Annotated in this window: 15 protein-coding genes; 13 read left to right on the forward strand and 2 right to left on the reverse strand. The window is 44.3% G+C overall.

Annotated elements, in window-relative coordinates; genetic code table 11:
- Positions 1-22 precede the first annotated feature (22 nt).
- The 10 genes from AC3WJJ_RS00475 to AC3WJJ_RS00520 all read left to right on the forward strand — a co-directional run bounded on the left by AC3WJJ_RS00475 (position 23) and on the right by AC3WJJ_RS00520 (position 15245).
- Positions 23-2956 (forward strand): extracellular solute-binding protein, encoded by a 2934-nt coding sequence (locus AC3WJJ_RS00475; protein WP_492537013.1) that lies wholly within the window; start codon positions 23-25, stop codon positions 2954-2956.
- Between the two features lie 5 nt (positions 2957-2961).
- On the forward strand, positions 2962-3942 hold the full coding sequence (locus tag AC3WJJ_RS00480) for a carbohydrate ABC transporter permease (protein ID WP_492537015.1): 981 nt from the start codon (positions 2962-2964) through the stop codon (positions 3940-3942).
- 5 nt (positions 3943-3947) lie between these two features.
- Positions 3948-4829: a carbohydrate ABC transporter permease gene (locus AC3WJJ_RS00485; RefSeq protein ID WP_492537016.1), complete on the forward strand. Its 882-nt coding sequence runs from the start codon at positions 3948-3950 to the stop codon at positions 4827-4829.
- Between the two features lie 21 nt (positions 4830-4850).
- Positions 4851-6938 (forward strand): YIP1 family protein, encoded by a 2088-nt coding sequence (locus AC3WJJ_RS00490; RefSeq protein ID WP_492537018.1) that lies wholly within the window; start codon positions 4851-4853, stop codon positions 6936-6938.
- Positions 6939-6950: 12 nt separating this feature from the next.
- Positions 6951-9506 (forward strand): DUF5696 domain-containing protein, encoded by a 2556-nt coding sequence (locus AC3WJJ_RS00495; protein WP_492537020.1) that lies wholly within the window; start codon positions 6951-6953, stop codon positions 9504-9506.
- Positions 9503-10387: a carbohydrate ABC transporter permease gene (locus tag AC3WJJ_RS00500; RefSeq protein ID WP_492537021.1), complete on the forward strand. Its 885-nt coding sequence runs from the start codon at positions 9503-9505 to the stop codon at positions 10385-10387. Before AC3WJJ_RS00495 ends, AC3WJJ_RS00500 begins: the two co-directional genes overlap by 4 nt.
- Positions 10388-10429: 42 nt before the next feature.
- Entirely contained in the window at positions 10430-11377 is a 948-nt protein-coding gene (locus AC3WJJ_RS00505; protein ID WP_492537023.1) for a carbohydrate ABC transporter permease, read from the forward strand.
- 582 nt (positions 11378-11959) lie between these two features.
- Positions 11960-13138 (forward strand): GNAT family N-acetyltransferase, encoded by a 1179-nt coding sequence (locus AC3WJJ_RS00510; RefSeq protein WP_492537025.1) that lies wholly within the window; start codon positions 11960-11962, stop codon positions 13136-13138.
- A 329-nt stretch (positions 13139-13467) separates the two neighbouring features.
- Positions 13468-14640: an alanyl-tRNA editing protein gene (locus AC3WJJ_RS00515; RefSeq protein ID WP_492537027.1), complete on the forward strand. Its 1173-nt coding sequence runs from the start codon at positions 13468-13470 to the stop codon at positions 14638-14640.
- 95 nt (positions 14641-14735) lie between these two features.
- Entirely contained in the window at positions 14736-15245 is a 510-nt protein-coding gene (locus AC3WJJ_RS00520) for a GyrI-like domain-containing protein (RefSeq protein ID WP_492537028.1), read from the forward strand.
- 73 nt (positions 15246-15318) lie between these two features.
- On the opposite strand, the gene AC3WJJ_RS00525 is transcribed toward AC3WJJ_RS00520, so the two are convergent.
- Positions 15319-16206, reverse strand: a complete 888-nt coding sequence (locus AC3WJJ_RS00525; protein ID WP_492537030.1) for a DMT family transporter — start codon at positions 16204-16206, stop codon at positions 15319-15321.
- A 126-nt stretch (positions 16207-16332) separates the two neighbouring features.
- Between AC3WJJ_RS00525 and AC3WJJ_RS00530 the strand changes: the two genes are divergently transcribed.
- The 3 genes from AC3WJJ_RS00530 (at position 16333) to AC3WJJ_RS00540 (ending at position 19263) form a co-directional block, all read left to right on the forward strand.
- Complete coding sequence (locus AC3WJJ_RS00530; RefSeq protein WP_492537032.1) at positions 16333-17202, forward strand: LysR family transcriptional regulator; 870 nt, start codon at positions 16333-16335, stop codon at positions 17200-17202.
- Between the two features lie 82 nt (positions 17203-17284).
- Positions 17285-17782, forward strand: a complete 498-nt coding sequence (locus tag AC3WJJ_RS00535) for a hypothetical protein (RefSeq protein WP_492537034.1) — start codon at positions 17285-17287, stop codon at positions 17780-17782.
- Positions 17779-19263, forward strand: coding sequence for a serine hydrolase domain-containing protein (locus AC3WJJ_RS00540; protein WP_492537036.1), 1485 nt, complete (start codon positions 17779-17781; stop codon positions 19261-19263). Before AC3WJJ_RS00535 ends, AC3WJJ_RS00540 begins: the two co-directional genes overlap by 4 nt.
- Before the next feature lie 86 nt (positions 19264-19349).
- On the opposite strand, the gene AC3WJJ_RS00545 is transcribed toward AC3WJJ_RS00540, so the two are convergent.
- Positions 19350-19787, reverse strand: a complete 438-nt coding sequence (locus tag AC3WJJ_RS00545) for a MarR family winged helix-turn-helix transcriptional regulator (RefSeq protein ID WP_492539523.1) — start codon at positions 19785-19787, stop codon at positions 19350-19352.
- Positions 19788-19864: the final 77 nt, after the last annotated feature.

Below are 19864 nucleotides of genomic sequence, written 5' to 3' on the forward strand. Positions count from 1 at the left end.
ACATAGGAGGGGAATCCTATTGATGCGGAAGAATAAATATCGAATCACGATCATTGCCCTGCTCACTGCGATATGCATCGCTTCTCCGCAGACGTTACAGCTTGCGCCGGTGAATTATGCAGAAGGGGAATTAGCTGATGTGGAGTCAGAGATCCGCTTGGGATCTACGAATAAGGATGGCTATGACCAATATATTGCGAAGTATGCGAAGGCGCCAAGTCCAGAACGCGAGCTCATCATCCGAGGTGAGACGTACGCGAGGGCGGAGGGCATGGACGTATCAGTCGTGGATGGCATAGAGGGTGCTACTGGGAAAGTGATTCAGACGGGTGAATCCGGAACCGTCTCATGGGATATTGAAGTGTCAGAGGAAGGGCTCTATCAAGTTGCGGTTCGTTATCAAGCCATGGAAGGCAAAGGTTCGGATATGGATCGGGAGTTCATGATTGATGGCAAGCATCCGTTTGCAGAGAGCAAGAATCTAGTATTCCGTAGACTATGGAAGGATGCAGGCGAGACCGTTCGGGACGAGGACGATAACGACTTGTATACGACACAGGTGGAAGTGCCTGCTTGGCAAGAAGTGCTCATTGACAGCTCGGATGGGCGCTATGGAGAACCGTATTCATTTTATTTTTCCAAAGGAAAACACGTCATATCACTCGTCTCTGCGAAGGAGCCGATGATGATTGATTATATAAAGTTACGTCAACCGGATCCATCACCATCCTATCAAGAAGTCGCAGCGAACTATAAACAGAATGGTTATCTGGAAGCGAAAGACGTGCTGATCAAGATCCAAGGCGAGAAAGCAGGGCTCAAATCCAGCTCGATGCTCGTTCCGATGATGGATCGCAGTCCATCGAATGAGCCGTATAGCATGTCCAAGATTCGATTAAATACGATTGGTTCCTTCAACTGGTCGGAAGCGGGGCAATGGATATCCTGGGATGTGGAAGCGCCCGAAGATGGACTATATAAGATTGGTGTGAAGTACAACCAGAGCATGCAACGCGGCGTTACGTCCTATCGGAAGCTGCGTATTGACGGCAAAGTACCTTTTGCGGAAGTAGATAATATGGCTTTTAATTTCTCGACGAATTGGGAGATGCAAGAGATTGGGGATGGCAAAACACCTTACTTGTTCTACCTGACAAAAGGCAAGCATCAAATCCGGATGGATGTAACACTTGGAGAGATGGCGATCTACCTGCGAACGATAGAATCCAGCGTTCTGGAGCTAAATACCTTATATCGCCGGATCGTTATGATTACGGGCACGGTTCCGGACGAATATCGCGACTATCAGCTGGATAAGAAGCTGCCGGAAATGATCGATTCCTTCCGCAACCAAGCGAATATCATTAGCACGATTTCAAGCCAGATTGAGAAATCAACAGGCGGAGGCAGCGACCGAACGGCAACGCTCAATCGAATCGTGATACAGCTGCGAGATTTGGCGGAAAATCCTAATACAATAGCTCAACGACTGGAGACATTCAAATCGAATATTAGTTCACTCGGATCATGGATTTATTCCATTAATTTCATGCCGCTATCAATTGACTATCTCGTGGTAGCCTCGCCGAACCAAGAAATGCCGAGTTCGGACGCCAGCTTCTGGCAGAAGTTCAGACATCAAGTCGGGACCTTCTCGCTCTCGTTTTTCACGGATTACAATGAACTCGGATCAACGCAAGGGAAGGAAGGCAAGAAGATCAAAGTATGGATCACGTTAGGTCTGGATCAGGCCAAGGTTCTCAAGCGAATGATCGAAGAGACCTTCACCCCGGATACTGGCGTTGGTGTAGATCTTCAAGTTGTTACAGAAGGCGTATTGCTGCAAGCGATGCTCGCAGGACGTGGGCCGGATGTGGCCTTCCAGGTATCCAATGAGAAGCCGCTGAACTATGCGCTCCGGGGCGGTGTTGAAGATTTGTCGAAGTACCCAGGCTTTGATGAGGTGAAGAAGGAATACAGTGAAAGTTCCTTCGTGCCATTCGAATTCAATGGCGGCGTTTATGCACTCCCGATGGATGAATATTTCCCGGTCATGTTCTATCGCAAGGATATATTGGATGAGCTGAATATGAAGGTGCCGCAGACGTGGGATGATGTATATGCGATGGTGCCAGAGCTGCAGAAGCACAATCTGATCTTTGGCTTCCCGATTCAAGTCCTCGTGAAGACGGGGTCCAATGTACAGGATAGCGGAAGCTTGCCAATAAATCCGACGTTCGGGATGATGTTGTATCAAGAAGGTGGAAGTCTCTACTCTGATGATCACAAGTCAAGTGCACTCGATTCCGAAATCGCGATGAAATCATTCATGAAGTGGACAGAGCTCTATACGACGTATAAATTGCCGCTAACAACGGATTTTACGAATCGATTCCGTAGTGGAGAAATGCCGATTGGTATTGCTGATTATCCGAAGGTCAATCTCGTGAATGTCATTGCACCGGAATTGAAAGGACTATGGGATTTCACAATGACGCCGGGCACAGCGATGCCAGATGGGACGATTCGAAGGGATGTTCCTTCAGCAGGGAACGGTACGGTGATGCTGAAAAGTAGTGAACACAAGCAAGAAGCATGGCAATTCATGAAGTGGTGGGCGAGTTCCGATACACAGGCCATGTACGGCAAACAGATGGAAGCGATGTTCGGCATCGCGGGACGTCTGCAGACGGCGAACAAAGTCGCAGTGGCGCAGCTCCCTTGGCAAGTGAAGGACTACAAGACGCTCATAGAACAATGGAAATGGACGAGAGGCGTTCCTGAAGTCCCAGGCGGTTATTTCACAGGTAGACATCTGGACAATGCCTTCCGTAGTGTCGTTATCTCCAATGATGATCCGCGTGAGTCGCTCGACAATTATACACGCTTTATTAATGACGAAATGAAGAAAAAACAACGAGAGTTTGGGTTGTCGAACGACTATAAAGAGAGGTGATTGAGGTGCCTAAACCGGTTGAACTGAACGCAAGCATACCAGAGCCCGGCCGCGTAGTTCCTTCGCCTGTTCCGGAGAGAGAGCCTGGCAAATACGCAGAGCTGTGGAACACGATGAAACAGCATAAACAAGGATATGTGCTGCTCGCGCCTTATTTTTTCTTATTCTTCATCTTTACGGCATTTCCCGTCGTGATGGCCTTTGCCCTGAGCTTCACCTACTACAACGTGCTCGAATCGCCGAAATGGGTGGGTTGGGAGAATTATGCAACGCTGTTCCTGAAAGACGAGATTTTCCTCGTCGCACTGAAAAATACATTGTTATTTGCGCTCATTACCGGTCCGCTCAGCTATATCGCTTGCTTCATGCTGGCCTGGTTGATCAATGAATTATCACCCAAAATTCGAGCTATTGTTACGCTTCTCTTCTATGCCCCTTCCATTTCGGGGAATGTGTATTTGATCTGGCAGGTGGCGTTCTCTGGTGATTCCTTCGGGTATGTGAACGCCTTCCTTATGAAGTGGGGATTCATTTTTGAACCGATTCAATGGCTGCAGGATCCGAAATATATGCTCGTCATCATCATGATCGTGCAGCTATGGCTGAGTCTGGGTACCGCATTCCTTGCGTTCATCGCTGGTCTACAGAGTATGGACCGCACATTGATCGAAGCCGGATCCATCGATGGGGTTAAGAATCGTTGGCAGGAGCTATGGTATATTACTCTGCCTTCGATGCGCCCGCAATTGTTGTTCGGCGCTGTCATGCAAATCTCCAGCTCCTTCGCCGTTGCTGAGGTGGCAACGAGCATGGTCGGGTTCCCAAGTCCGCAGTATGCTGCGCATACGATTGTTACACATCTGAACGACTACGGTACGATTCGATTCGAGATGGGCTATGCTTGTGCGATTGCAACGATTTTGTTCGTGATTATGTTAGGCTCGAACATGATTATTCAGAGGCTGCTCAGGAAGGTGGGGGAATAGAAGCGATGCAACTCCAATTTCGGTTACGGAGAGAGAAGAAAGTAAACCGTTCGATGCCGGTCGATATCGCGATTTTTGTTCTACTGGCTGCAGCTGGCGCCTTTATGGCGGTTCCTTTTGTCTTCATGATTAGTACGGCACTGAAGCCACTCGATGAGATGTTTCTATTCCCGCCGACCTTTATCGTGCGCACGCCGACGCTGGATAACTTCTACGATTTGTTCCTGATTTTCGCGAACTCGTGGGTACCTCTATCCAGATATATCTTCAATACTTTTTTTGTTGCTTTCTTAGGGACGGCAGGCCATGTCATTCTTGCCTCAATGGCAGCGTATCCGCTCGCCAAGATGAATATACCAGGCAAGAATTTCTTGTTCGGACTTGTCGTATTGTCGCTGATGTTTGCATCGCAGGTAACATCAATTCCTACGTATCTGACCATGACATGGGTCGGTCTGCTGAACACGTATTGGTCGCTGATTTTTCCGGCTTTTGCAACATCACTTGGACTCTTTCTCATGAAACAGTTCATGGAGCAGATCCCGGATTCACTGCTTGAAGCAGCGAAGATCGATGGAGCGAGCGAATATCGTATTTTTTGGAAAATCGTCATGCCGATCGTGAAGCCTGCGTGGCTCACGCTCATTATTTTCTCGTTCAAGGGGTTATGGGGAACGGGGTCGGGGAGTCAAGGCTCTTCATACATTTACAGCGAGCAGCTGAAGACGATGGACTATGCATTCAGCCAGATCTTATCCGGCGGCTTCGTCCGGTCTGGTCCGATGGCAGCCGCTGCCCTAATTATGATGATCGTGCCCGTGGCGATATTCATTTTTACGCAAAGCAATGTTATTCAGACGATGTCGACATCGGGGATGAAAGATTAAGGATGGAAGGGAGGAGCGCGCGTGGCGATCAGGAAGGTAACGGTCTGGCTGTTCATTATCATGCTTCTTGCGGGGAATACGACCGCAGATGCGGACGTACCAGATCACGGTTATAACTATTCGTACTGGAGAGAAGCAGAGCCAGCGCCTTATCCATATATTAATGAGGTTGAAATTTACGGGTCGGGACTTGGAATCGGGGATTTCAATGATCCCCAAGATGTGTACGTGAGCAGCCGCAATCATATCTATATTGCCGATACGGGCAACAATCGGATCGTGCACCTGGATGAGACCGGGAAGCTGGTACGCGTCATTGATTCATTCGATAATACAGGAAAGCAGGATACATTCAATAAGCCGAATGGTGTGTTTGTTGATCCAGGTGACAATGTGTACATCGCTGATACACAGAACAATCGAGTGGTTCAGCTCACGGATGAAGGGAAATTGCTTAAAGTCTTCGGTCCACCGGTATCGAGCATCATTCCGAAAGAGTTCCAATACTTCCCGCTGAAAGTGTCGGTAGATAAGACGAACCGTCTCTATGTGGTGGCCCAAGGTGCATTTGAAGGGATCATGGAATTCGATATCGAGGGAAATTTCCGCGGCTATATCGGGACGAACAAGGTTAGATTTAGCCCTGTCGATCTTTTCTGGAAACGGTTCTCCACGAAGGAACAGAGCAGTCAGATGCAATTATTTCTTCCAGTGGAATTCTCCAATTTGGATATGGATGACCGCAGATTTATCTATACTGTCTCATCGGAGGCTAATTCGCCGGAGCCGATCAAACGGATCAATCCGGGCGGCGAGGATATTCTGCGGCGTGAAGGGTACTTCGATCCGGCAGGGGACGTATCTGCGATTCATGTCGATGCAGCGAAGCAGACGGCGATTCAAAATGCTGGGAGTTCAGTTTTCGTCGATGTCATCTATGATGAGAGCGGGATGTACAGCGCGCTCGATTCGAAGCGTAACCGGATATTTACGTATAACAATGACGGCAATATGCTGTATCAATTTGGTGGTACGGGAACGACCTCAGATCATTTCCAGAAGCCGACTGCGATAGATATGTTAGGCGATCGGATGGTCGTGCTTGACGGCGGGACGAACCGATTGGTCATCTTCCGTCCTACCCGCTATGGATCATTAATTCGAGAAGGCGTGAAGCAACACTACAACGGCAAGGAAGATCAAGCAGCGAAGAGCTGGGAAGAAGTGCTCAAGCTCAATGCGAACTTCGATATTGCCTATATCGGCATCGGGAAGGCGTTGCTCAAGAAAGACGATAACAAACAGGCGATGGAATATTTCAAGAACGGCAACAACCGTAAGTATTACTCCCAAGCCTTGAAGCGTTACCGTACGGAATATATGTGGAACAATTTCGGAACAGTGATGACCATTCTATTCCTGGTTGTGGCTGCTGTGGTTGCAGGAAGGCTGTATATGCGCCGGAAGCTCGCGACGACTGTGCATTATATCGACACGGCTGTCATTAAAATGCCATTCCGCACGATGGTGCGTCCATTCAGCAGCTTCTGGGAATTGAAATACGAGCATAAAGGGAGGATCTGGATCGCACTCGGCATTCTGATCTTGGTCGTCTTGACGATGATTCTGAAGCGACAGTATGCGGGGTTCATCGTCAACTTCAACAAATTAGACGAGCTGAACAGCGTGGATGAGTTGAAATTCATTGTGCTGCCATTCCTCTTATTCTGTATTTCGAATTGGTCGCTCACGACCTTGATGGATGGCGAAGGCAAATTCAAAGATATCGTGATCGCCGTCGGATATGCAACACTTCCGCTGGTTGTCATTTTCCTACCGCAAGTCCTATTTAGTAATATCATTACGATCGATGAGACACCGTTCTATTACCTGCTCGACTCGATCGCCTACCTGTGGTTCGGGTGGCTGTTGTTCATCGGTACGATGACCGTACATCAATATACGATCGGCAAAACAATACTGACGTTAATTCTAACCGTACTGGTGATGGCGTTTATCGTCTTCTTAGGTCTTCTCTGTTTCAGTTTAGTGCAACAGATGATTACCTTCATTGAGGCGTTATATCGCGAGATCATCGTGCGGTTGTAAGGGGGGATCGGTGTGAGATGGAAAACAGTAGGCTGGCTGCTGACGGGTGCGGCTCTGGTCCTGATCATCGGGTATACGGGGATGCGGATGATAAGCCAGACGGATAGCTCGGAGCGTACCGCTGCCAAGACGAACAACGAGGCGAACATTGAGAAGTCTGCGGAACCTACCCCATTTGGCGCCAGTGGTACGAGCGGACCTCAGTTGGTAGCAGAGACGCAGGCGCTTGCGCTGTATATAGATCCGGCGACAACGGAAATCTCGGTGAAGGATAAGCGGAATGGTCATACGTGGTATTCGAACCCGCTCGATCGTGAGTCGGATAAGAAAGCGGAAGGCATTAATCGCGATAATCTATCTTCGCAATTTTCGATCGCTTATAACAATGATAAAGGTCAGAACTTCTATGTGAACAATTTCGCTGAGGCCATCAAGCGCAATCAATTCGAAATTCTCAAGACATCGAAAGGGATTAAAATTGTCTACCAGCTCGGCAACTTCCAGAAAGGGATGGAAGCCATCCCGCAGATCATTAGCAAGCAGCGTATGGACGAAATGATCTTGTCTAAAATTTCGGATGAAGGGGAAAAGTTCGAAATCGAGAAACGTTTCAAATTTGATGAAGTGAAGCAAATCTATACGCGCAAAGAGATGCCGGAATATGTAGTCAAAGACGTCGTCGCTATTCTAGATTCCGTAGGGTACACAGCGGAAGAAGCGGCGAAGGATAACATGCATAATCAAGCTGGAGGGCAGAAGCCCACGGCTGCGGTAAGATTCACCGTTCCAATCGAATATTATTTGGACGATGAGAACTTCATGGTAGAGGTTCCTGTACGAGAAATTCAGGATACGAAGGAATTCCCGATTGATTCGATTCAGGTGCTTGAAATGTTCGGCGCAGCGGGTGTGAATCATCAAGGATATATGTTCGTTCCTGATGGATCGGGTGCTTTGATTCACTTGAATAATGGGAAGGTCTCAGTTCCGCAATACGACATGCCGATTTATGGCAAGGATCAGTCGCTAAAAGAGAAAGATGTCGTGAAGGAATTCAAGCAAGCGGCGAGACTGCCTGTCTTCGGGATGAAGCAAAGTGATCAGGCCTTCTTCTGCATCATTGAAGAGGGGGATGCAATCGCCTCGGTGAATGCGGATGTCAGCGGGCGGGTCAATACGTATAACCGCGTCAGTGCTAAGTTCCTGCTCAAACCGATGGAGTCGTTCACGTATCGTGCGGGGAGCGTAAAGAAAGACAGTCCAATGTTTCCGGAGCTCTACCAAGGGGGGATTAAGCTGCGCTACGCCTTCCTGCCGAAGGAATCCGCAAGCTATGTCGGCATGGCGAAGTACTATCAAGACTATCTGGTGAAGAGCAAGAAACTCACCAAACTGGAGGAAGAAGCAGAGACACCGTTTGTTTTGGATCTGGTCGGTTCCATCGCGGTTCGAGATACGTTTCTCGGCATTCCATATCAATCCGTGAAATCACTAACCAGCTTTGAACAAGCGAAATCCGTACTGGCGATGCTCAAACAGCGCGGTGTGAAGCAGATCAAGCTTCGTTATTCTGGTTGGTTCAATCGGGGAGTGAATCATGATTTCCCCGATGATGTCGATATTGATTCCGCATTGGGAGGAAAATCGGGTCTTCAAGAATTAATTCGTTATGCCAAAGAAGAGGAAATCGAACTCTATCCGGATGTGTCCTTCTTACGGGTGTATACGACTGGACATGGGTTCAAGCCCAAGCGGGACGGCGCGAGCTTCTTGTTACGGGAAGGCATTGCGCAGCACAAGACAGATCTCGTAATGGGAAGCCGTGGGGAACTAGATTATTATCTTCTCTCGCCGAAAAAGCTGCCGGATCTCGTAACGAGTTTCTTGAAGGATTACGAACCTCTGCAAGTTGGCGGTCTGTCGCTGCGTGATCTGGGTGATATGATGGTTTCCGATGTCACTTCAGGGAGAACGACTGATCGAGAGCAGAGTGCGGCGATCATCGCGGATAGCGTAAAGCTGCTTCAAGAAAAAGTAGGAAACACGATGGTGAGCGGTGGCAATGCAAACGTTCTGCCTTATGTGAAGACAATTGTCGATGCGCCATTAAAGAGCAGTACGCTCAATATTGCGGATGAAGAAATCCCATTCTATCAACTCGTGTTGCATGGATATATAGATTATGCGGGATCGCCGATCAATATGAGCCCGGACCAGAGCTATAAATCGAATGTGCTGAAGACGCTAGAGACCGGATCCAACGTGTATTATCAATGGTTCTATGAGAAGCCTTCTGCTGTGCGAAATACGGAATTTAACGACTTATATTCGGCGAGTTACTCGAACTGGCTCGATGAAGCGGTTCAGTATTACCGGGAGACAAACGATGTGATGAGAGGACTACGTACGCAGACGATCGTCAATCATGAGAAGCTCGCAGATCATGTGTATCGCACGACGTATGAGAGCGGGACATCGATTACGGTGAACTATAATCAGACGGACGTGATTGTGAACGGTACCAGCATCGCGGCTGAAGGTTACTTGGTAGGGGGAGGAGGGCGATGAAGAAACTAACGATGTCGCAGAAAAAATCGTGGATCGGTGTCATGTTCGTCGTGCCGTGGTTCCTCGGGTTTGTATTCTTGTTCGCGATTCCACTATACGAGTCATTCGTGTACAGCTTCAACAATCTAACGGTCGCGTTAAATGGCTTCGATACGAAGTTCGCAGGCTTTAAGTTCTATCAAGAAATATTCTACAAGCATCCTACCTTCAATCGTGTATTAATGGATTCGATTACGAGCCTGCTCGTTAATATTCCTTCGATCATCATCTTTAGTCTATTCGCCGCCTCCCTGCTGAATCAGAAATTCCGCGGCAGGGTAGTCGCACGGGCGATCTTCTTTCTGCCGGTCCTTCTTGCGACAAATTTGCTCTCGATTGAGCAGAGCAGCGATTTGGCCAGTGTGGCACAGACGGTTACCGGCGGAGTGGATGGAACAGGGTTCACGAGCTCAGAGCTGGAGACCTTAATGCTGCAGTCCGGCTTCGGCAGCGAATTGACGTCGTATATTACAAGCTCCGTGGATCGAATTTATGAAATTATCAGCCATTCAGGCGTGCAAATTCTTGTCTTCCTAGCCGGTCTTCAGTCCGTATCACCGTCACTATACGAGGCGGCGAAGATCGAAGGGGCAACAGGCTATGAAGCTTTTTGGAAAATTACGTTCCCTATGGTAAGTCCGCTCATTCTCACGAACATTGTCTATACGGTCATCGACTCGTACAACTATAACAAGTTAAGCTTGCTGATCAACGATACCGCCTTTAAGGCGCTGAACTTCAGTCTTAGCGCAGCGATGTCGTGGGTGTATTTTATCATCACATCCATTATTCTTCTCATCTTAATCCGCGTCGTGTCGACGAAGGTGTTCTATCATGATTAGTCTGGAAATTTAAGGGGGGGGATTGTTCTGAAACAAGTGGTTATGAACAAGAGAGCAGCGTTTGTCCGGTTAGCCCGTGAGAAACAGCCGCTCCTTATAATGCAGAACTGGGCGTGGATCCTTGTTCGGGCGATACTCATCATCGGGCTATGCTTCGTTATTATCTACCCGTTGTTCTTCAAAATATCGATCGCCTTCAAGGATCGGGTGGATATGTTGGATCCGACCGTCCTCTGGCTGCCTAAGCATTTTACACTCGAAAATTTCAAATTTGCGGCAAATACGCTGCACTATGCGGATACGTTCTTCAATTCGCTCTTAATCTCGGTGATGACGACCGTCTTGCAGGTCATTTCATGCTCGCTTGCTGCATTTGGGTTTGCGAGGCTGAAATTCAAGGGAAGCGGGATTCTGTTCGCACTGGCCGTCTTCACAATTATCGTGCCTTCTCAGACCTTGATGATTCCGACGTACTTGAATTATCGTTTCTTCGATCTAGCTGGTCTCATTAGCTTATTCACAGGCGGCAACGGCATTAACTTGCTGGATAGCTACTGGCCATTCATCCTGCAATCGGCGTTGGGGATGGGGATTAAGAGCAGCTTGTTCATCTTCATCTTCCGGCAGTTCTTCCGCGGCATTCCGAAGGAACTTGAAGAAGCCGCTTATATGGATGGCTGCGGTATTCTCCAGACGTTCTATCGCGTGATGCTGCCGAACGCGATAACGGCGATCGTCACCGTCTCGTTGTTTTCCTTCGTTTGGATGTGGAACGACAATTACTACGTGTCCTTGCTATTGACGCGGATTAAAGTCTTGTCGACGATGCTCCCAACGATGTGGACGGCGACACAGTTCGAAGACGGATTATATGCATACATGATTAAAAACGCGGGCGAGCTGCTGTTCATCGCGCCGATTATCGTGCTCTTTGTTATCCTACAGCGCTATTTCGTTGAGAGTGTGGAACGTACGGGGATTGTTGGGTAACGGCGATCTCAAAGATGGATCATGATGTATTGTATTGAAGTATTACAAGAAACCACCCCGATCTTGCTGAAGTGCACCCCTTAAAATGTCCATTAGAAAACCCTCGGGTAAACTAATGGACATTTTGGGGTGTATTTTTCATGGCAGAAAAAGGGCAAAAGTTTAAAACGTATCGCACGCTTCCTTGCAGAAATATCACACAACCAGCAGAACCTGGAATCCGCGCCATTAGGAGAGACCAATACATATTTGAGTGGCTAGTAATCAGGAATGGCGCATTGCTGCTGTTACTCAATTGATTATTCGTTGTGCCGTTTTATGATATGAGAACAACAATCGTGGAATGGATCGATGATATTTAACAGAGTGAGCGAAAGAAGAGCTTATTTAATAACATAGAGTCACGTTTTCAGTACACCACTTCATGCAAGCATTTGATCAAGCATACTATTAATATTTACGAGATGGATGTCTGAAGGATTAATTTAGATCTTAAAACAATATTATGGATTCGAAGGTGATATATTATATTCTGTAGTAGCATCTACATATGTTTAACAATCTGATTAGAGAGGTGAGTCCATGGAGCTTAGACAGCTACATCCCAATGAATATGAAGCAAGTATGAAATTATCAGAGTATGCTTTTCATTTCTCATTCACGCCAGAAGATATGGAGAGAGGGAAGAAGCTTTTTAAACCAGAACAATACTGGGGAATCTTTGAAGGAGAAGCACTACAAGCTAAATTGACTTTAATTCCGTTCCAGATTTATCTGCAAGGCAGAATGATTGAAATGGGAGGGATTGCAGGTGTTGCTACTTGGCCAGAGAATCGGCGTAAGGGTCATGTGGCTTCGCTGCTGAAGAACACCCTCAAGCTTATGAAAAGCCAAGGTCAGACCGTTTCCATGTTACACCCTTTCTCATTTCCTTTTTATCGTAAATTTGGTTGGGAGCTATTTACGGAGTTTAAGAGATACACTATCCCGGTGGAGCAGTTCCCACCCAAAATAGTCATACCAGGAACTATAGTGAGAGACGTATCGGATATTTCGGTATTTAATTCACTCTATCAATCATTTGTTAAAAGATATAACGGAACTCTCGCGCGTGATGATGCGTGGTGGAGAGAATCCGTGTTAAGGGAAGAGAAGTTCCGCGCAGTTTATTATTCAGCTAGTCAGGAGCCGCAGGGGTATGTGTTGTATGAGATACATGGTAAAGAGCTTACTTGTAATGAATTTGTCTATTTGAATGAAGATGCTCGCAGTGCACTATGGACTTTTTTCTCGAATCATGATTCTCGTATCGATAAAGTGAAGTTGTCTATGGTTCCAAGTGACGATCAATTGCCATACATGTTACCCGACCCGCGTATTGCTCAAGAAATAGTTCCCTATTTTATGGCTCGCATTGTAGATCTCAAGTCCTTCGTAGAGCAGTATTCGTTTGAGGGGAATCGAGAGAATGAAGTACAATTCACCATTCGAGTGTCGGATGCTACAGCAGACTGGAATTCAGGTTGTTGGAAGCTATGCATCCAAGAAAATGGTAAAGCCGAGGTTACATATCTTGGGGACCAAGAAGATATTCAGACAGATTTGTCGGCGGATATCCAGACCCTATCTGCTCTGTTCATGGGTTTCAAACGCCCGTGTGAGTTAAATAAGATGAGACGCCTTCACGGTGATCCATTGAAAGTGACACAGTTAGAATCATTGATTCCGAAGGAACAAACGCTTCTTTTAGATCACTTTTAAAAGCACTGTAAGTTTGCAGACAACTCATAACTTGAATCTCAACGATAACGAAGAAGGAGTTAAATCTCCTTCTTTTTTCATGCTCATTTGTAAAATAAACTCAAAATACGCAGTATAAATAAAGTGAAAATTACAACATATGAAAAATTCATAATAGGATTAAAATCATTCATACTCTCTTTAGTTCATACGAAATTATGCAAAATTCACACTTTACCTAACCACAAAATCAGTTTAAAAGGAACTCAAAGCGATGAGCTCAGATTTTGACTGGACATTCAAACAATTATAATATAAACATAATGTACTTAATGGAGAGGATTATAGAGATGACACAAAAATTATATTACGATTCTGCATATCTAAAGCAATGGAAGACCACCGTTATTAAGACCATAGAGGAGCCGGACGGGCATTATGTCATTTTAGAAGAGACGGCTTTTTATCCGCATGGAGGGGGACAACCTTGTGATCTAGGTTATATTGAAGGAGTCCCCGTTCTTGATGTCATCAAGGAAGACAATCTGATATTACATAAGATAGAATCGATTCCAGAAGCGAAAGAAGTAACCTGTGAGATTGACTGGAACCGAAGATTTGATCATATGCAGCAGCATAGCGGACAGCATTTGTTGTCAGCGGTTTGTTTGGATTTATACCAAGCGACGACGCTAAGCTTTCATTTAGGAACCGACTACTGCACGATTGATGTTGAAGCTAAAGAGCTAAGTGCGATTGAATTAGATGCGATTGAACGTGAAGTGAATCTTCGTATCTATCAGAATCATCCTATTCTTAGCTATTGGGTTAGTGAAGAAGAGATGAAGTCTTTAAACCTTGTGAAACAGCCTAAAGTGACGGATCATATTCGCATAGTTGAAATTAAAGAAGTGGAGTATAACGCCTGCGGGGGAACACATGTATCTGCAACGGGTGAGATCGGAATGATTAAACTTCTCAAAACAGAGAAGCAAAAAGGAAACATTCGTATTTATTTTAAATGTGGATTCCGTGCGTTAGCGGAGTTTAATGATAGCCAGCGGATATTGGGAGCTCTGACAACAAAGTTTAAAACTGGTAAAGACGAGATTATGGAACGGATTGCGAAATGGGAACAGGAGCAAAAAGAGCTTCAAGCTGAAGTTGCTATTCTGAAGGAACAAAACAATGAGTTTATTGCTGAGCAGTTGTTAGATGGAAGTGATCATGATGTAGTCACATATATTTTTGACGACAAATCACTTAAAGAACTTCAGTCTTTGGCAAGTATGATTACCTCAAAAAGCGAATCGTATGTGCTTCTGGCGTCTTCACTTGAGAACAAGGTTGTATTAGCGCATAACAACAGTTCAAGACAGTCTTGCGGTGCGTTCTTCAAATCACATCTGACTCCCTATGGCGGAAAAGGTGGCGGCAGTGAAAAGATGGCTCAGGCGGCATTCCCTTTTTGGGAAGAAGCACATGCTTTCTATGAATTTGCAGTTACTCATCTCCAAGCGTAATCAAATAAACAATATCTAAATGAAGCAGGAGTCCAAAAGATTATCAACGAATTATTACGGGTAATATTAGTGATATTCTGGAGGTGTAAGGGATAATGGCTGCAGAAGTGATCAAAGTATATCGAGAGCATCTTCCTAAACTACGATTGATTGGTAAGATGTATTCCGATAAAGATCGAAATGCTGTTGGGAGTTTTGCTGACAAGTGGGATGAATGGATCCATAATGGTTGGTTTGAAGAAATTGGCGGTCTGAGTGTGTTGCCTGAGTCTTACGGTGCAGCGTACGGGATGATGAGAATGAACGGGAACCAACTTGAATATTGGATAGGTATGTTGTTCAGCGAAAATACGGAAGTGCCTGAAGGCTACAGCTATGTTGATATCGCTGCAGGTGAAGTTGCTACTTGTTGGATCTATGGTAGAGACGATAATGGTGAGCTGTACGGTACCCTGCCTCACAATATGTGCATGGCGAAGATAGCCGAAGAGGGATGGCAACTACAAGATAACACCTGGTGTTTCGAGCGTTACGATCAAGTCCGTTTCTCTTCCCCTGATGAAAAAGGAAATGTTATTTTGGATTATGGCGTATATGTTAAGTAATGCAGACGAAGAAGAACCCCTGACCGCTTAATCACGGCTGGGGGTTCTTTGCTGTGCCAAAGAAGAATCAGTTCTAACTAGTAGGAGTAGTCTTAACTCTTGATCGTCTAGATATATTTACATTAACAGTAGCGACAACAATACTTAGGAGCACTAGTGCTGCACCAATAAGAGCATTAGAATCCATAATTTCATCAGCAAACCAATAGCCAAACATGGCGGCAAATACCGGTTCCATAGAGAAGATCAGCCCGGTCTTCGTTGGTGACGTGTATTTCTGAGCAACGACTTGTATGATGAAACCTAACGCACTGCATACCAAGCTTAAAGCAAGGATCGCAACCCACCCGTCTGTCGTACTCGGGAAAACAGGCGTCTCGAAGATGATAGAGAAGATCAGACCATACAACCCAGCGAATCCCAATTGCAAAATACCAAGGTTTAACGTATCAACCTTCTGAGCTGCTGAACCTACAACAAGAATATGTATAGCGTAAAAGCAGGCTGCAGCCATGCATAGTAAATCTCCAATTGCAAACGTGAATGGAAGCTTAATGGTTAGAAAGGCTATGCCAAGTAAGGCGAGCAGGATGCTGATAAAGATTTTGTTTTCTATTTTCTTCTTATAAATAAAGCTACTGATCAGTGGAACAAATACAACAGTTAGGCTAACCAAAAAGCCTGCGTTGGAAGTGGATGTTGTCTTCAGACCGAACGTAATCGCGGTGAATACAAGAAACAAGAGAAGGCCTAGTAACATAGCATAATAGAATGTCTTTCTATTTAAGTTCCGTAAACGACGGTGAAATAATGCTGCTGCAACGATAAAAGCCAATCCAAAGCGTAGGGCAACTAAATTAAATTCACCTAGTGTTCCAAGTCCCATTTTCATGAATAGGTATGATGAGCCCCAACATATAGTGACGAAAAAAATAAGTAGATCGGCCTTGAGCGGTTTCAATGAAAATCCTCCTTCAGATGATTGAACTAGATCAGTATACTCACGTACAATATTCAAGTAAAACGAATGTTTGTAATAATATACATGAGAAAAACTAATGTAAATGTTGTGAGGGAGGATCACAGTTTGAGTATTAATAAATACAAAGTGTTCATGAAGGTTGTAGAGCTTCGAAGTTTAACCAAGGCTGCTGAAGTCATGGGATTTACGCAGTCTGGTGTTAGCCATATCATGAATAGTCTTGAAGAAGAATTCGGATTTCTATTGCTCACTCGAAGCCGTTCCGGAGTTCAACTAACGACCAATGGGGAAGAAGTGCTTAAGACAGTTCGTGAAATATTGAAGTGGAATGAGCATTTGGAACAGCAGGTCGCTTCTATTCATGGAATTGAGCTAGGAACCGTACATATTGGAACTTTTACAAGTGTCGGTGTTCACTGGTTACCAGGAATCATTCAAGATTTTCAAAAGGATTATCCCCAGATCGAAATTCGATTGGATGAGGGAGATTATAGGGAGATTGAGCAGTGGATTGCCGAAGGGAAAATCGATTGTGGCTTTCTATCACTTCCGACTTGGGAAACATTCGATGTTATTCCTCTTCATCAGGACCCTATGTTAGTTCTATTACCATTAGATCATAAGCTTAGCTCTCAAACGGTTATCGACTTATCTCAGATTGCGAATGAACCTTTTATAATGCCGAGTAAGGGCTCAGATGATGATGTGAATCGGATCTTGGAGAATATGCAGATTAAACCGGATATTAAATATACGGTGGGTGATGACTATGCGATTATGGCTATGGTAGAGAAAGGACTGGGGATTAGTATTCTTCCAGAATTGGTGCTTCGAGGTCAGAAGCGAAAAATTCAATTGTTACCCTTAAAAGAGCCTTGTCTGCGTTCTCTTGGGATTGCGGTGAATTCTATGCGCCAGATGTCGCCAGCCACTAAACGATTTTTGAATTATGTTAAGAATTATCCGAAGTTGTAAAAAACTACATGGATGTACAGAACCTTTTTCAAGTTTTGGACCAATTAAGGTTAAGGGACAGTTACTTGAGGAGGATGGAACAATGAAAATGTTATTTGTGATCCTTTGTATGTTAATAATTCTAGTATCTTGCAGTACAAAGCCAGCCACAACATCGTCACCTTTAGATTTCATCGATCGCGTACAGAGTACAGACCTTAGTAATGAAACAGGAGGACTTAAGGTGTTGAATTCACCGATAAATGAAGTGGTTAAGGAGCGAGGTGAACCTCAGAGCAAAGGCAAACTTGTCACTGGAGAAACAATATTAGAATATGCTGATTATCAATATGTTTTGCTAAGTGATAAGGTTACTTCCTATACTTTGAAAGCTGGGAGTTTGACATCTAAGGAATTGAAAATCGGTGACCGAGAGGAAAGAATATATGAGGAATATGGACTTCATTTTTATACTCGTCAGCAAGATGATTTAGGTATAAAAGGATATATTGATAAGGAGAATGATCGGATAATTGAATTCGTACTCGATGATAATAAGATCACGATGATCCTGGTAGCTCAATTATCAATATTCAAATGAAAAAGAGATTTATAGCTCTACTACATATTATTGTTATTATGTTAATCCTTCTCTTTCCTTCAACAATTGTTAAAGTTGCTGCTAGTGGTATTGATACAAATAAAGTCGATCAATTGATTACCAAAGAAATGGAAAAATACAATATTCCAGGACTTTCACTCGGCATCATAAAGAATCGTCAAATCATTTATCTTAAAGGTTATGGCTTAGCAGATAATGCTGGAAATCGAGTTGCGCCTCAAACACCTTTTATTCTTGGGTCACTTAGTAAATCATTTACCGCACTTGCAATTATGCAGTTAGTAGAGCAAGGTGAAATAGATTTAGATCGACCTGCTGAAACTTATTTACCCTGGTTAAAGTTAGAACAACCTGAAGGGGAACGGGCAGTTACTGTTCGTCATCTACTTAATCAGACAAGTGGTATACCTACCTATGAAGGTCGAAGAATGATAGATGACGATGACATTACACTTCAAGAGTTTGTACAAAAAAATAATAGTCTGAAACGGACTAAGCCGGTAGGGACAACGTTTCAATATTCGAATTTGAATTATATGATTTTAGGAGAGATCGTAGAGCGAGTCTCAGGGCTAAGTTATAGTGATTATATAAAAAATTACATATATACCCCTTTAGAAATGTATAACAGTTACATCTTTAAAAAAGATGCGAAGAACAAAGGGCTTGCTAGCGGATATCAATCAATTTTTGGCGTAAGAAAAATTACGGATCCACAAGTGAATCGTTCTTTAATACCGGCTGGATACTTAATCTCTTCCGCTGAAGATATGTCTCATTATCTTATTGCTCAATTAAACGACGGACAATATAAGAAGCATTCCTTGTTATCCTCAAAAGGTATAAAGCAAATGCACCTCAGTTCATCTGTCTTCCCCTATGGAATGGGATGGTTTACAGATTACAAATATTTATCCCACAGCGGAGATGCTGAGAACTTTCACTCTGACATGATAATACTACCTGAACGGGGAATGGGATTAGTTATACTTATGAATACAAATGATGCTCTAACAACGACATTTTATGGTAATGTGTATTCGCTTCTTTCCATGAACATTATGAACATTGTTTCTAACGGTGCAATTTATTCAGGTAGTACTCCTTCTCCAACCGTTAATAACATAGAAAAACACTTATTAGTTGTGTTAACCTTGTTGGTTATCTGGATAATCTGGTCATTGTACAAACTTAACTTATATAAAAAAAGAAAAGTTAATCTTAGAGGAAGTCACCACTTCATCATGCTTTTTTTACTATACTTTACTAGTTATATTGTTGTGCCTACAGGGTTTATATTAATGCTTCCCCAATTGCTTGGTGCTCCTTGGGGAACGATTGTTCGTTATATGCCGGGAATCGGTCATGCCATGTTATGCATTCCATTTATCCTGATCTTGATCGGTATATTTAATATGTTCTATATGAAACAATACCTAAGCAGTTTATATAAGAATTAGTGTATTAAGGGAATAAGAATAAAAGAGATGGCATCCGTCGAGTCATTGACTCAACAGATGCCGTCCTTTTTTATTTTTACTAATAATCAGGTGGAGGGCTTGCTCTGTGCCGTAGAACTTAAATGTTGAATCTGATCTTCCAAAACTGAACCAGCTTTCCCCAAAAATTGTGTTATAAGATCGAGCTCTTCAGGCGAATATGAGGAAATCAGATTTACCATTGCATTATGCAGCGGTACGTACGTATTTATGATTTCTTCTTTTTCTTCATATTGAGGAACGATAATAACCCTGCGGCGGTCACTCGGATCGTTCTCTCTACGAACATAACCATTTTTCTCTAGTCGATCAACTAATGCAGTAACGCTACCTGTAGCAAGTCCGGTATGTTTCGAAAGTTCTCCGGCAGTAATTGGACCAGTCTCGCGTAGAATATCTACCGAGATCAAGTCATTATTGTATAACCCGAGAGAGGCAGCTACATTTTGCTGATGTAAGATAATTCGAGTACCTAAGCCACGCATTAGTGAAACAAATTGTTCTTGTTGGTCTGTAGTGTGATTTTTTTCATTGCTTGACAAAAGGGTAACCTCCTTCTAAG

The organism is Paenibacillus sp. FW507-14B1B, from assembly GCF_058781425.1.